The sequence below is a fragment of the Cellvibrio sp. UBA7661 genome, assembly GCA_002483365.1.
Lineage (GTDB): Bacteria > Pseudomonadota > Gammaproteobacteria > Pseudomonadales > Cellvibrionaceae > Cellvibrio.
Window position 1 is genome coordinate 42,890 of record DLHT01000006.1, and the last position, 14,648, is coordinate 57,537.

Annotated in this window: 16 protein-coding genes; 8 read left to right on the forward strand and 8 right to left on the reverse strand. The window is 51.4% G+C overall.

From position 1 onward, the window contains the following. Window positions 1-163 precede the first annotated feature (163 nt). From B2739_RS04375 to B2739_RS04400, 6 genes are all read left to right on the forward strand, one after another. Window positions 164-727 (forward strand): septation protein IspZ, encoded by a 564-nt coding sequence (locus B2739_RS04375; RefSeq protein ID WP_331344658.1) that lies wholly within the window; start codon window positions 164-166, stop codon window positions 725-727. Window positions 728-807: 80 nt separating this feature from the next. Further along, entirely contained in the window at window positions 808-1,209 is a 402-nt protein-coding gene (locus B2739_RS04380; protein WP_331344659.1) for a hypothetical protein, read from the forward strand. A gap of 6 nt (window positions 1,210-1,215) precedes the next feature. After that, on the forward strand, window positions 1,216-1,953 hold the full coding sequence (locus B2739_RS04385; protein ID WP_049631749.1) for a glycosyltransferase family 2 protein: 738 nt from the start codon (window positions 1,216-1,218) through the stop codon (window positions 1,951-1,953). After that, window positions 1,953-2,960 carry a hypothetical protein gene (locus B2739_RS04390; protein ID WP_331344660.1) on the forward strand — a complete coding sequence of 336 codons (1,008 nt, stop codon included), beginning with the start codon at window positions 1,953-1,955 and terminating at the stop codon, window positions 2,958-2,960. The genes B2739_RS04385 and B2739_RS04390 overlap by 1 nt, the downstream gene beginning before the upstream one ends. Next, complete coding sequence (locus B2739_RS04395; protein ID WP_331344661.1) at window positions 2,957-3,475, forward strand: hypothetical protein; 519 nt, start codon at window positions 2,957-2,959, stop codon at window positions 3,473-3,475. The genes B2739_RS04390 and B2739_RS04395 overlap by 4 nt, the downstream gene beginning before the upstream one ends. Then, window positions 3,472-4,698, forward strand: a complete 1,227-nt coding sequence (locus B2739_RS04400) for a beta-ketoacyl-ACP synthase (protein WP_331344662.1) — start codon at window positions 3,472-3,474, stop codon at window positions 4,696-4,698. Before B2739_RS04395 ends, B2739_RS04400 begins: the two co-directional genes overlap by 4 nt. 41 nt (window positions 4,699-4,739) lie before the next feature. On the opposite strand, the gene B2739_RS04405 is transcribed toward B2739_RS04400, so the two are convergent. From B2739_RS04405 to B2739_RS04435, 7 genes are all read right to left on the reverse strand, one after another. Further along, entirely contained in the window at window positions 4,740-5,468 is a 729-nt protein-coding gene (locus B2739_RS04405) for a 3-ketoacyl-ACP reductase FabG2 (protein WP_331344663.1), read from the reverse strand. Between the two features lie 63 nt (window positions 5,469-5,531). Next, entirely contained in the window at window positions 5,532-7,868 is a 2,337-nt protein-coding gene (locus B2739_RS04410) for an MMPL family transporter (RefSeq protein ID WP_331344664.1), read from the reverse strand. A 42-nt stretch (window positions 7,869-7,910) separates the two neighbouring features. Then, window positions 7,911-8,573 (reverse strand): hypothetical protein, encoded by a 663-nt coding sequence (locus B2739_RS04415; RefSeq protein ID WP_331344665.1) that lies wholly within the window; start codon window positions 8,571-8,573, stop codon window positions 7,911-7,913. 66 nt (window positions 8,574-8,639) lie between these two features. Continuing rightward, window positions 8,640-9,092: an acyl-CoA thioesterase gene (locus tag B2739_RS04420; protein WP_331344666.1), complete on the reverse strand. Its 453-nt coding sequence runs from the start codon at window positions 9,090-9,092 to the stop codon at window positions 8,640-8,642. Continuing rightward, the gene (locus B2739_RS04425) at window positions 9,092-9,358 is read right to left on the reverse strand and encodes an acyl carrier protein (protein ID WP_049631741.1); all 267 of its coding nucleotides are present in this window, start codon (window positions 9,356-9,358) and stop codon (window positions 9,092-9,094) included. Before B2739_RS04425 ends, B2739_RS04420 begins: the two co-directional genes overlap by 1 nt. A gap of 66 nt (window positions 9,359-9,424) precedes the next feature. Further along, on the reverse strand, window positions 9,425-10,186 hold the full coding sequence (locus B2739_RS04430) for a lysophospholipid acyltransferase family protein (RefSeq protein WP_331344667.1): 762 nt from the start codon (window positions 10,184-10,186) through the stop codon (window positions 9,425-9,427). After that, on the reverse strand, window positions 10,183-11,154 hold the full coding sequence (locus B2739_RS04435; RefSeq protein ID WP_331344668.1) for a dioxygenase: 972 nt from the start codon (window positions 11,152-11,154) through the stop codon (window positions 10,183-10,185). The genes B2739_RS04430 and B2739_RS04435 overlap by 4 nt, the downstream gene beginning before the upstream one ends. A 193-nt stretch (window positions 11,155-11,347) precedes the next feature. On the opposite strand from B2739_RS04435, the gene B2739_RS04440 reads away from it, so the two are divergent. Further along, the gene (locus B2739_RS04440) at window positions 11,348-11,617 is read left to right on the forward strand and encodes a phosphopantetheine-binding protein (protein ID WP_331344669.1); all 270 of its coding nucleotides are present in this window, start codon (window positions 11,348-11,350) and stop codon (window positions 11,615-11,617) included. 17 nt (window positions 11,618-11,634) lie between these two features. Further along, entirely contained in the window at window positions 11,635-13,026 is a 1,392-nt protein-coding gene (locus B2739_RS04445; RefSeq protein ID WP_331344670.1) for an AMP-binding protein, read from the forward strand. A gap of 23 nt (window positions 13,027-13,049) precedes the next feature. On the opposite strand, the gene B2739_RS04450 is transcribed toward B2739_RS04445, so the two are convergent. Continuing rightward, window positions 13,050-14,645 carry an NAD(P)/FAD-dependent oxidoreductase gene (locus B2739_RS04450; RefSeq protein ID WP_331344671.1) on the reverse strand — a complete coding sequence of 532 codons (1,596 nt, stop codon included), beginning with the start codon at window positions 14,643-14,645 and terminating at the stop codon, window positions 13,050-13,052. Between the last annotated feature and the right edge of the window lie 3 nt (window positions 14,646-14,648).

Below are 14,648 nucleotides of genomic sequence, written 5' to 3' on the forward strand. Positions count from 1 at the left end.
CATTGTCATTTATATCACGCTCAAATTCTGTACACAATTGCGCAGCTATCGGGATCGTTGCGGCAACAGGGAGATCACGCGACTTTTAACGATAATTGTGGCAGGATCGACACACTTTCAATCAATAGAATTGTCCTATCCGCCACACACCTGCCCTGCATTCATGAAATCGTTACTGACATTACTGCTCACCATCGTCTCTATCGCTTATCCGGTGCTGGTGTATTTTGGAATCCAGCACCTTAATCCGGCCACATTTGCGATCATTATTTTCGTTTTGGGGCTGGTCAAATTTTTAAGTACGAACAATAAATCCGACACCAGCCAAATCCTGCTACTCGCTGCAGTGTCGGTTTACAGTGCAGGATTATTGCTCAGCAACAGCGAGCATTGGCTGAAGCTTTATCCTGTCATCATCAGTTGGTCCGTCGCCGCGCTGTTTGCGGTCAGCCTTCGTCACAAAGAAACTGTTATTGAGCGCATGGCTCGCCTTGGCGGCGCAGTGATTACCCCCAAGGCAAAACACTACATTCGCGTACTGACATTGGTGTGGGTTTTCTTACTGATCGGTAACGGCCTGATTGCACTTTATCTTGCCTCATTTGCCAGCATGAAAAGCTGGGTACTCTATACCGGGCTGCTTTCTTATGGTTTTTTTGCGCTGTTTTTTGCGTGCGAATACGCCTACCGTCGGCACTACATCCGCAAGCACAACGAGCAGAACTAAAATCGGACAATTGGGTTAGACCGCTGGCTGGAGTATCATGTCGCCCAACCCAACAGGCTGCATTCACGCGATAAAAACCAATGACCGATGTAAATCTCCTTGCGCAACTGCGCGAACAATTCTCTTCTGCGCACTGGCCGCGCATGGAGAACATTAGCCGCGATCAAGATCAATGCGTCATCGATATGTATATCGCCCATGATATGCATTGGCTGGAAGGGCATTTTCCGCAACAACCGGTAGTCGCAGGCGTTGTACAAACCCATTGGGCAGGCGAGCTTGCCAAATCGCTATTTAATATTGGCGATGAATTTATCCGTATCGATAACCTGAAATTCCAGCAGGTCATTTTGCCCGGGCAGCATTTGCAATTAACACTGAGCTACAGCAGTACAACGGTAAAATTTCGCTACAGTCAAAACGACACTCTTTTCTCTGAAGGTAAATTGGTTTTCCAAGGCCAATCACCGGTAACGCAGTAATACATCATGAGTTATTGTTTATTAATTCCGCATTACAACCATGAGCGTCAATTTATTGCGTTTTTACCGCAGTTAGTCGCGAGTGGATTACCGCTGGTCATTGTGGATGACGGCAGCAATCCCGATAGCCGCGCGCAAGTAGAAGCAGCGATTACGCATTACACCAACGTGCATTTTTTTGCACTGCAGCGCAACCGCGGTAAAGGTGCGGCAGTAAAAGCCGGTTTCACTTTTGCGCGCAATCTGGGTTTTACCCACGCCATTCAGATTGATGCCGACGGGCAACACGACGTCGCCGATATTGAAAAGTTTGTGCAGTGTTCACAGCAACAACCTGATGCCATTATTTGTGGCAAACCCGTGTTTGATACATCCGCCCCCAAAGCGCGCGTCTATGGCCGCAAAGTCACTGATTTTTGGGTCGCACTGGAAACTTTGTCACTGCGGATTAAAGACGGGCTGTGCGGCTTTCGTGTGTATCCACTCCACGCAGCTGAAGATGTACTCGACCGCCACTTCGTCGGCAATCGCATGGATTTTGATACCGAGCTATTGGTAAAAGCGGTGTGGAGCAATACCACATTGGTATTTCTCAATACCCATGTCATCTATCCCGAGCAAAGTGTGTCGCACTTTAATTATCTGCGCGATAACCTGTTGCTGATTAAATTACACAGCCGTTTAATGCTGGGCATGTTGATCCGTTTGCCGGTGCTGCTATGGCAGCGTTTGCGAGGTCAATAATGACAGAGTTGGACACCAGTACAGCATCAACAACTGCAGCCGAAAAACAAGCGCATTGGTCAACGTTACAAGAGTCCGGCACTATTCGCGGCATTCTATTTATGCTGTGGATACAACGCATGTTCGGACGAGGATTTTTTAACGCATTGTTGTATCCGATCATGGCGTATTTTTTTCTGGTTAACCGCCGCGCACGCTGTGCATCACTCGAATTTTTACGTACGCATGCCGAAAAATATCCCGATTATTGGCAAGGAAAAACACCCGGTTATCGCGATGTTTTTCGTCATATGTATTCATTTGGACAATGCATCCTGGACAAACTCCTCGCCTGGAGTACGCCCATCAACGAGCAGGATTTTGAAATCACCAACGAACCCTTGCTGGCTGAATTTATGGCAAAAACCAATGGCCAATTAATTATTGGCTCCCACCTGGGCAACTTGGAATATTGCCGTGGCTTTGTGCAACGCTATAAAGCGCGCACGATCAATGCACTCGTTTACGATCAACACTCCGCCAATTTTGTCAGTGCGATGCAAAAAATTAATCCGGAATCGCGCATTCATATTTACCAAGTCAATGAACTGGATATTCCACTCATCCTGCAATTGAAAACCAAAATTGATAATGGCGAATGGCTATTTATTGCCGGCGACCGGATTCCACTCAGCGGAGAGGCGCGCACCGTCACGGTAGATTTTTTAGGCCGCCCCGCGCAATTACCTATCGGCCCTTATATGCTCGCCAAAGTATTGCAGTGCGAAGTGCAATTGATGTTTTCCTATCGCAGCGCGCACAAAATTGTTTTTGAATTGGTTCCCTTTGCACAACAAGTGACACTGCCACGCAAAGACGGCGGAGCACAATTACACGCCTACGCCCAGCAGTATGCCAACGCCTTGGAGCAACAAGCGGCACGTGCGCCACTGCAATGGTTTAATTTTTATCCCTATTGGGCGAGCAGCCGGTCTGCCAATGAATCTGCCGAGGAATCTGCCAGATGATTGATTCACGCATCTACGATTTAATACCGCATCGCGAGCCCATGCTGTTGATCAATCGCATTATTGAGTTGGCTGGCAATTTTTCCTGCGCAGAAATTACCATTAGCGAACAGTCTTCTTTTTTTGTTGCAGGCAAAGGTGTACCCAGTTGGATTGGTGTGGAATACATGGGGCAAACAGCGGCATTGATTGCAGGCTATCAACTGCAGCAAGGTACAGTCGCGCCGCATTTGGGATTGTTATTAGGAACCCGCAAATACGAGGTATTTGTTCCCTATTTTTGCGCGGGCGATGTATTGCAAGTGCGCTGTTCGGAAAGCGCCGTTGTTGGCGAAAGCCTGGCTAATTTTCAATGCGAGATAATTAACCTGCGCGATCAACGCTGTGTGGCACGCGCTAAATTATCAGTATTCCGCAAACCGCTGAGCGAGTACGAAAACCAATCGCAAGAACAAGCGAACGAAGAAGCTAAAGCACAACAGGAAATTCCACCAATAACAGGAGCAAGCGCGTGACAAAACGTGTCGCCATTACCGGAGCCGGTGCCATATCAGCATTGGGTCACGAGTGGAAAACCATTCGCGAAAATATTCTGCAATTAAAAAATCGTGTTCGTTACATGCACGAGTGGGATCAGTATCCGGAATTGCAAACCCGCCTTGCATCGCCCGTGGATGATTTTGTAATACCCGCGCATTACACCATGAAGAAAAAACGCGGCATGGGGCGTGTGGCACAGATGGCGGTTGTCGCAACCGAGCAAGCGTTGATTCACGCCGGATTATTTAAAGATCCGATTATCAGCAGCGATGAAACCGGCGTTGCTTACGGCTCTGCCACGGGCAGCAGTGATGCGGCGATGGAATTTTTTGGCTTGCTCGAACACAAATCCATGGCCAAATTAAATGGCACAACCTATTTGCGCATGATGAGCCATTCCGCTGCGGTCAATATCAGCGTGCTGTTCGGCACCTGCGGGCGCATGTACACCACCAGCAGCGCGTGCACTGCCGGAAGCCAGGGTATTGGTTTTGCTTATGAAGCCATTCGCAGCGGTCAGCAAACCATTATGATCGCCGGCGGCGCAGAAGAACTTTGCCCGACACAAGCCGCTGTATTCGATACGGTTTACTCCGCCAGTTTAAAAAATGCGACGCCCGATTTATCGCCACGCGCATTCGATACCCAACGCGATGGCTTGGTATTGGGCGAAGGCGCTTGCACATTAATTCTGGAAGAATGGGATCACGCCGTCGCACGCGGCGCTAACATTCTTGCCGAAGTGGTTGGCTTTGCTACCAACTGCGATGGCAATCATTTAGTGCGCCCCAATCAAGCCACCATGGCAAAAGTCATGCAAAAAAGTTTGCAGGATGCGCAATTAAATGCCGATCAAATTCACTACATTTCCGGCCACGGCACCGCCACAGTCCACGGCGATATTGCCGAATCCCATGCCACCCAAACTGTGATGGGCAGCAATATCCCCTTTAGCAGTTTGAAAAGTTATATCGGTCACAGTCTTGGTGCCTGCGGCGCATTAGAAGCTTGGCTCGGCATAGAAATGATGAATGAAAATTGGTTTTCGCCCAATTTAAATTTGGATGAGTTGGATGAAAATTGCGGCCAGCTGGATTACATCCGCCATGAAGTGCGCGAATTAACCGCGCAATATTTTATGAGTAATAATTTTGCGTTTGGCGGTGTTAACACATCGCTGATTTTTAAGCGGGTTTAACAGCAAATCCCCCGCCCCCTTTGTAAAAGGGGGCGGGGGATTCAACACATTCCCCCATTCACACTAATCACTTGCCGCGTTATATAACCCGCTGCATCGGACACTAAAAAGCTCACGGTTGCTGCAACATCGTCCACTTTACCGAAGCGCTGCATGGGAATTAATTTCATGGCTTCGTCGTGATAAATGCCTTCGATCATATCGGTTTCAATCACGCCGGGCGCTACGCAGTTTACGGTGATATTGCGCTTGGCCAATTCAATCGCCAGCGCTTTGGTGGCACCGATAATGCCCGCTTTTGCAGCGCTGTAATTGGTTTGGCCGCGATTGCCAATCACACCAGAAACGGATGATATCGTCACAATACGACCACCCTTGCGCAAGCGGATCATTGGCATAACAAGCGGATAGAGCACGTTGTAAAACGCATCCAAATTGGTGTGAATGACTGAATCCCACTGTTCGCCTGTAATCGCAGGAAAAGCATTGTCTGCCGCGATGCCCGCGTTGCAAACCACACCGTAAAAAGCACCATTGGCTTCAACATCAGCCAATAATACCTCGCTCACTTTTTCGCGCTCGCACACATCAAATTGAATCAAACTGGCGCTGCCGCCATTGGCAATAATTTCAGCGGCAACGGCTTCTGCTTCAGCTTTTCCGGAGCGATAGTGTACACACACATCAAAACCATCGGCACCGAGTTTTAAGGCGCAGGCTTTGCCAATTCCACGGCTGGCACCGGTCACCAATACACGTTTTTTGCTCATAGTTGTTTACTCGTCATTTTTGCTAACTGTAATTTACTTACAATTGCCTACACCAATATCACACTAATGATTTTTCCAGCGACGGCTGGCCAGAAGTAATGCACCCAATAGATTAAAGCTGCTGCCAATAAATAAGGCCAAACCAAAGGCGCTCACCGCAGGCAAAATACTCAAGCCCAACAAACCGAAAGATAAAAGATTGGTGGTGGATGAAATCGCCACTGCAGATAAGGTTTCTACTGAATTTTCGCTCATCTCGGCAATAAAGATGACGTAATCCATGCCCAAGCCGACCACCAAAAAGAGCGCCATGACATGAAACAATGTCAGCGGCACATTAAATAAGGCCAACAAAATAAAACTGGCTGAAATAGCAAAGGCAGGCACCGCCATCAGCTGCAATACGGTTCGCCAGGGATAGCGAATAAGCAATAGCGCCGCCATCAACGCCAAGGCCAGCAACAGCAATTTCATTGAAGATTGGCGCAGGTTTTTCATACCCATTTCTGCGTCTTGCATCGCACTAAAAAAACGAACGCCGGAAATTGCTGCAACCTGCTCGGCCACTTTATGTAGATCCATTGACTTGGGCAGCATTAAAAAGGCATCCACACCTTTATCACTTTCAATCCAAAGTGGCGGCAATAAAAATGCGCCTTCGGTAAAAAATTCCGCTGGGTTCAACGCATTATTCTGTTGCGCGCGATACGCCTCAGCCAAGGCTTGCGCGGAAATTTCCGCGAGCCCTTGCTGCTGGATAAATGTTGCAGCGAGACCATCTGCACCATAAATACGTTGATTGAGCTGATAGTTCGTTTGCTGTTGGGCGGGTGATGGAAAAAATTGATGAACGCCAAGCAGCGGCAGCAATGCTTCATTTTCTTGTGCCGAATTTTCTACAGCGGCTTGCACCAGCGCGATGCGATCGTACACTTGCTGCGCATTCTCACCGTGAACCAGAATAAAACTCGCTGGCTCGTGGCTCGCAACCCATTCGCTGACTTGTTTTTCTTGCTCAATCAATTGTGGATTGGCGGCAAAAAAACTGCGCGGATTATCGCTCACCGGAAAGTCAAAACGATTCACCCAAAAGCTCGCACCCAGCACCATCAACATGGCCGCAATGACATGCACCGCGCGCAACTTGCCAAACAAACGCAGCACACCCAGCACCGCTTTTTGCAAACCGGCATCGTACACTTTTACGTTTTTAGTGAGGAAATGGCCGAGTGAAATCACCACCAACCAGGCGTAGACCAAACCCAAGGCCGCAAACACGGCCACCTGCTGCAGCGCCGCCAACCCCGACCAGGCCAATGCGCTAAAACCGATTACGCTGGACAACAAACTCAACATCAGTGCGCGGTAAAGCGGCAAACGGTTTTCGCCCTGCGGGTGATGTGCCTGAAAATAAAAATAGTGCAACGCATAATCCACCACCACGCCGATCAAACTCGACCCAAACACCAACGTTAATACATGGATTGAACCCAACCAGTAATGGCAAATACTAAACGCAAACGCCAAACCCAAGCCGATTGATAACGCAGGCAATACCAAGGCACGCGGCCCACGAAAAATCCACAGCGCCAATAACAACACACCAATCGTAGAACCGGTGCTGATGGTTTCAATATCCGCCCGCGCTGACTGGGCCGAGTCAGCTGCAAAAAATAAAATGCCGGATTCTACTATTTCTACATCGGGATATTCCGTTTTAAATTGTGCGGTAATTTTTTCAAGTTCCGCTAGCGCCAGATCCTGCTGTTTCATTTCCATCGCATCGCTAGCCAAGCGCAATTGATGGGGCGCAATAAAGATGTCTTTCCCTGCGCGTGTTACCGCTTGGATTTCGTCACTGTTATTTACGCCAATGCGATCTAATAACCCCACTGCGTATTCATTCGCAAAACCCAATGGATCGCGAACCACAGGAACCAAACGCAGCATACCGCCAGTGCCGTAGAGATTGTTTTCTCCCAGTTTCAATACCGCAGCATCCTCACCTTGGGCGAGTACCGCTTGCGCTTGCGATCCCAAAATATGAAATGAGTGCTGCTGTAACTGCGCCGCATAGGTATCAAGCAATGGGGTGTGATCAACGTAACGAATGACCTGCGCTTCTTGTTCGATTAATTCACGCAAATAATCGCTGGCATCGGTGAGCGAATCTTCATCCTCATGCACCAGCACCAGCATAAATTGCTGCGCGGCATCGGCAGACATTTTATTAAGCGCCTGATTTACCGAGGCATCGACAGAGAATGAAGGTGAAAGGCTGCGCAGATTGGTATCGATTTGCAAACCTGTACGGCTTATCGACCAAAAACAGACAAGGGATACCAACGTAAGGATCAGGAGGGCGACGCTGCACCAGCGACGATAAACATGCTGCGTCATAAAGCCTTCACTCAACTAAAGCTGTGATTGAAATAGAACTGATTATCGAAATAAATGTTGGCAAGCAATCGAAAACGAAGGTGCTGCCTCCGGGGCTAATTGCTGGCACTGTTCAAACGATGCACTCGCCAATGCCTGTAATTGATACACCTTGATTGCAGTAAATTCTTCGCCTTGATGCTGCATATAAATGCTCACCGCCCCGTCAGTGCGCGTGATATCAATTGAACGCAGGAATTTTTCCATACGCTTATTGCGCGGCATCAGGCGAACACCGGTATCGGTCTGCGCAACTGAAAAGGTTTTTTCAATATAGCGATGGTCGCCGCCGATCAAGTGGTTGAGCATTTTGCCCAAGTGTTTTTGTACCGCACCGGAAATTTTTTTCGGCGCGCCCGCAGCGGGAATTAACTGGGTGCTGCCTTGCAGTTCATATACCAGCGTTTCATTTAACGGCGCGCCGGCGTACCACAACAATCCTTTGTCACAGGCAAATACAAAACTGCCACTGGTTTCCAGTTGCTTACTAATGCCTGCGATAGATTTTTGCTGCTGATAAAGACCTGTCTGGTTACAGGTTTCCGGCAGGTAGGCATCGAGCAGGTTTGTATTGCCATTTGCATAAACCACAGCAGAGCAGAAGGCTGACACACCCAGCATCAGTATTGTTATGGTTTTTAGCAATTGCGTTTGGTTTATCAACATGGGAGCATTTTCTTTAGGCTAACTCGTTATTCTAAAAACCGCTTTACGCGTTATTTAAAAGTTGCGTTATTTGAGAGCTGCGTTATTTAAGAGTTGCTTTACTTTATCGATCAAAACATCAGGGCTGCCGATACGCAGCAACTTGGTGTGCGCATCTACCGCTGCTTGTACCGTGTGGGCTTTACTCAATACTGCATGAGTGAGCGCATCGCGAATGACGTAATGAATTTTTAAGCGATATTCCCACTCCACCAAACTCGCCGTCACTATCACTTGCTGTTCAAACACCAGCGGCTGGATGTATTTAATTTGCATGTCCACAATCGGAAACATAAAGCCCGATGCTTTCATATCGGTGTAGTTGTAACCGAGTTTATCGAGCAAATTGCAGCGCGCCACTTCCAGATATTTGCAGTAGTGGCCGTGCCACACGATGTTCATGGAATCCACATCAAAAAACGGCACAGTGATGGCAGTATCCACACTGAGCACTGCGGCTGGCTCGCGGCGGCGCTGCATTAGTTGGCTGCCTGATCCTGATGTAAAAACGCGAGAATCGCTTCAATCAAATCACCAATGGTTTTGACTTGGTGAAAGTTCTCCAAGGTGATTTTTTTGGCGGTGATGGATTTTAATTCGATCATTAAATTCACGGCATCGATGCTATCGATATCCAGATCTTCGCGCAGGCGCGACTCCAGAGTGATGGAGTCTGGCTCCACATCAAATTGTTCCTGGAGTATCGCAGCGATACGGGTTAACAGACTTTCGCGGGTATGGATCATAGAAGGCACTTTGCAACCGGATTAAACAGGCGCGGGATTATACAAGTTTTATCGGCCAGTAAGCAGTTAGCCTTGCCTGCCTTGTAAGACATCGCGCAGCGCTGCCGTGAGAGTGCGCGCCTGCAAACCGGGAGGCTGGGATTTATCGACCACTTCATCCAGCGCTATAAGCGGTAACACGCGCAGGCTGAAATGGGGTTTGGCAGGCGGGATGTGATACCAGGGTTCGCCTTTGCGCAGGGTCATGGGCTGGCAATCAATGACCACCGGCAAGAGCGGGCAAGCTGCCGCCAGCGCGATATTGGCGGCACCGCGCTTGAGCTTAAGCTCGTCGCCATCGGTACGGGTACCTTCAGGGAAGATCATCAGGGTTTCACCACTGCGCAGCGCTGCCGCCGCTTTTTCGACCAGCTCCACCCCCACTTCGTCGTTGGGAATGTAACCGGCAAGGCTGACAATCCAGCAGGTAAACGGGTTGCGCGCCATTGCAGCTTTCATAATAAACGTGGCGTTGGGCATTACCGCCATCAACAGAATCGCGTCAAGCAAAGTGGGGTGATTGGCAACCACCAGAACACCGGATTGGCTGAGCGCAGCCTCGCCTTCAAACTCAACCGTTAGAAGCCCCAGCGCGCACATTATCCACACATAAAATCTAACCCAGCGCTGGATAGATCGCCGCGCCAGTTGACGGCGACGTTGCTCAGGCCAGGGAAGCAGACGGATCAGGGGCGCAAGCAGGATCGCAAGCAGCAAGGCCCCTAGCGCAAAAAGGACAAAAGAAAAGGCGGTCGCCAGCAAACGCCAGCACCAATTGAGTTGTTTCATGGCGATGAAGGCGTAGCCAGCGCCTCGATTTCAACCAATAACTGGCTGCGGCAAATGTCGGCATAAATAAAGTTGACGGCCGACTCCGGCAAACGGGCACTAATCAATGCTTGCGCCAGAGGAAGATCTTGCGGGTGGCGAAGATACACGCGCACTGCACTTAACTCGCTTTCCGCTTGCTCTACGTGTTGCAGCAAGTGCTGGATATTGTCGAGTGTGATCGCCAATTGCTGTTGCAAGTCACCCACTGCCTGCGTGTTGTGACCGATGATACTGGCAGTGCCAGAGACAAACACCTGCGGCTTGCTGCGCAGCGCCAAACTGGTTGCGCGAGCGAAACTCGGGCTGCTTGGGCCGTACTCGCGCGGATATTTGTAAGCGGGTTGCTGGCGCGGGTTTTCGTGATGCACACCGGAATTGCGCCCGGCCAGCAAATAAATCACTGCACCTTGTGTGTGATGCCCCAGCGCGGAAGCCGCCGGATATTCCCGTGGCGCGACATGATAATCATCAAATGCGCGCTCACGCCCAACGCAAAACTTCTTGTATTCCTCGCGGTCGCCATCGCCGCGATTAATGTCCGGCATAAAGTTCCAAATGCGGAACGGGTAGGGAAAACCTTTGGACTGGATGACGCGGAACAAGCGACCATAGGCCACCTCGGTCGCGGCTTCTATATCGCTGCAATCTTGCGGGGCGATCCAGGTGGCGACGCAGAGCACATCCTCAATCAAACTCCACTGGCAGTGCTCATCGGTACCGCGCTGTGCAACAGAATCGCCGTAGCGGATAACCTCCCAGGGTTTATCACTCAGCGACGGCATCCCCAGCGGGATAATGCCCGGCTGCTCACCGGGCTCGCACAGGTCGCCAAAATTAACCAACGCAAGCACCCCGGGCTGGGCGAGCAGTTGGGCGGTATCCGTCACCGCGTTGGCAGATAAATATTCCTGGCGAAGTATGGGCATAACAGCGTCTTGTCACTTTGGTCGATGGCGTGAAAGGGCGCGAGTGTAACCAAAAACGCGCGTCAAGTTAACGCTGCATGGCGCAAGCGCGGGTGATTTTGGAGCACAAAAGGACTAAACTGCGCGCCTTTTCAACACCAATCCACACAAGATTAGCTCCACACAATCAAACGACAATAACGCCGAGGTATTTATGTCTGCGCAAACTGCTGCCCAATTGGAAATGGCCGAATTACTGGTAGAAGCACTGAATCTGGAAGATATAGCAGCCAATGAGATTGCCCCGGATGAATCGCTTTTTGGCGATGGCCTTGGGTTGGATTCTATCGATGCATTGGAAATTGCCCTCGCCATCTCCCAAAAATACGGCGTGCAAATGCAAGCGGAAGATGAAAGCACCCGCAAGGCATTCACCAGCCTCGCCACCCTTACCGACTTTGTTCAAGCCAATAAAAGTAAGTAAGCACTAGCTGCCTTGCTATGGCTTGTGAAACCTCGATAAAAAATCCAACCACCAACCAATTGCCGCTACTTGAGCGGCAATTGGATGACTACTTTGCCCGGATCAACCAGCCCTTGCCCGCCCTTGGCGAGCATACAGGCACAGTGAGGGTAGACGAGTTTATTGGGCAGGTTATGCACTTGGCTGCGCGTTTGCCCGAGGCAGAAGCGGTTATCAACCTCTGCGATAACCGCTACCTGTTTACCCTGGGGTTTTGCGCCGCGTTGCTGCGCGGGCAAACTAACCTGCTACCGCAAAATCGCGCGCTCGCCACGCAGCAACAGCTGCTGGATCAATATCCGCACAGCTATGTATTGCACGATGGACTGGAAACCCTGCTTGACGGCTGTACCCAGCGCAACCTGAACCAACTGGATTTACGCGCCGCCGCGGCCACCGCGATTCCCACAATCCCCGCCGACCAGCTCGCCGCCATCGCCTTTACCTCTGGCTCTACCGGTCAGCCCAAAGCCAACCTGAAACCCTGGCATACCTTTGTCACCAGCAGCCGGATGAACGCCCAGGCCATGCTGGGAGATAACTACCTCGACCAGCTGCGCTTCGCGCTCGCCACAGTGCCCGCGCAACATATGTGGGGGCTGGAAACTTCCCTGCTGCTGCCGTTATTTGCGCGCCTGTGTATTAGCGATGCGCGCCCGCTGTTCCCGCAGGATGTGGCCAATGCCCTGCAACAACTACCGGCACCGCGTTTGCTGATCAGCACGCCGGTGCACTTGCGCGCCCTGGTATCCAGCGGCGTGACCATGCCGCAAGCAGCGCATTTGCTCTGCGCCACGGCGCCCTTATCCACTGAACTTGCGCAAGCCACTGAAACCTGTTTTGACGGTGAGTTGATAGAGGTTTACGGCTGCAGCGAAGTCGGCTCTATGGCGCGCCGTCGCACAGCGCAAGGCGATGTGTGGCAGCTGTTTGAAGGGTTGGAATTTGCGGAGGAGTTAAGCGTGATTCGCGGCGATCACCTGCCGCAGCAACAACCAGTGCAGGATCGTATCGAGACCCGCGATGGTCGTACCTTTCGCCTGCTGGGGCGCAGTGACGACATGATCGAAATCGCCGGCAAACGCGGCTCGCTACAAGAGATGAATAAGCTTTTGTTGGCCACGCCCGGCGTAGTGGATGGTGTGGTGTTTATGCCAGAGCATGGCACTCAAGCAGTCACCCGCCCGGTCGCCTTGGTGGTCGCCACAACCGCCAGCAAACAGGATATAAGCGCGCGTTTTGCCGCGCATTTGGACCCGGTATTTATGCCGCGCCCGCTGTTACTGGTGGATGCACTGCCGCGCGAAGATAACGGCAAATTACCGCGCGCCAAGCTGCTGGCGTTTTACCGGCAGCTGCGCGGCCACTAGCCTCAGCCTGGAATTTTTAACCGTCAGCCTAGAATTTTTAACCGATAGTCACCCAACAACTCACTCTCGGCAGCGCTGATGTCGAGCGTTGGCATGTCACCCAACATATCCCGCACCGCCTCGGCGACTTGTTCAACCAATGCCATATTGCGCGCGAGTTCATCGGCAAGTGGCAGCTGGGGCTCTTCCATCAATACCTTGTTAAAAAATTGCAGGCAGGGGATTTGGTATTGATCCATAAACACGCCGCGATTAGGCAGCTGCAAGCGGCGCTCGGCGCGCGCACGGAACAGGGCTTGGATGGACTGGTTGAGTTGCTGGGCTTTGTGCAATTCACCCCCCAAAGGCCGGATGCGCTCAAAGTCGCACAGCGCGTCGCGAAAATACAGCAGCGAGAGTACGCCCCAGTAGTAGCTGTAATCCCACAGGAGTTTTAGCCCCATCATCACCCGGTCGCCAAAACCGCCGTATTGGCCAGTGTAGAGCGACAGGGTGTTTTGGTAGATGGAGCGCAGCAATCGCTCATAAACCACGGTTTGCACGCGGATATCCTGCCCGCGCCGCTCGGCGGTGATCAGCGAGCTAATAAAACCGTTGGCGAAGGCGATAAAGTCGCTGCCGGGTGAGTAAAACGGATCGGCAAAAACACCAGCCTCACCCGCCACCGCCCAACGCTGGTCGCTGAACAGTTGTTTGCAGTCGTAGGAGTAATCGCGCAGCAGGACAAAATCGAGGAAGTTCGCATCGCCTATTGACGCTGCACAGCGTGGTTGATGTTGCGCCAACCACGCCATTGCCGAGGTTTGGTCGCTAATTGCCGCCGCATCAAAGGCAACGTCGTCCATCACTATGCCGATGCTGGTCACACCCGAGGCGAGCGGGATAATCCACACCCAGTAACCCGGCCCGACCAAATGGTTAGTACTGAGCCAGCGGCGACCTTCGGGCATACAGCGGGCGTGCCATTCGGAACTATTGCACCAGTCGTCCAGGGTGATTTTGCGATCCACTCGAAACCAGATTGCGTTGGATTTGTGCTCGTTTTTGGCGGCGAGCTTCAGGTGATTCTTTAGCAAACCGGCGCGCCCGGCGGTGTCCACCAGCCAGTGACCGAGCAAGGTTTGCTCGCCTGCAGCGGTGCGAACCAGCAGTTGTTTGTCCTGCGCCGAACCAGTTTCAGCCTGGGTGCCCAGCTGCAGGATATCGGCATTATCGATCAGGCTGACGCCCAGTGCGCGCACCTCATCAGCCAGGTGATTTTCGATATCGCCCCGGTCGATTTGATAGGTGGGAATACCAAAGGTCTGGCTTGCGCCCAGCTCGTCCTGTTGGGAGAAATCTTCCGCTGGCGCACCAAAAAAAATACGGATGCCGAATTTTTTAAGGTGGTTTTCTTTGAGATGCTGCATCAACCCCAGGTGGTGCGACAAATAGTGGGAGCCGATTTCCACCGTGGATTCACCGACTTTGGCGATGGCGCGCGGACGCGGAAAGCCCTGCTTTTCCACCACCACAATCGCCAATTCGGGATTTGCCTGCTTGAGCTGCTTGGCCAAACCCAAACCGGCCAAGCCGCCACCCGCGATAATCACATCCCAATAGGACAGGTTTTGCGTCATCAC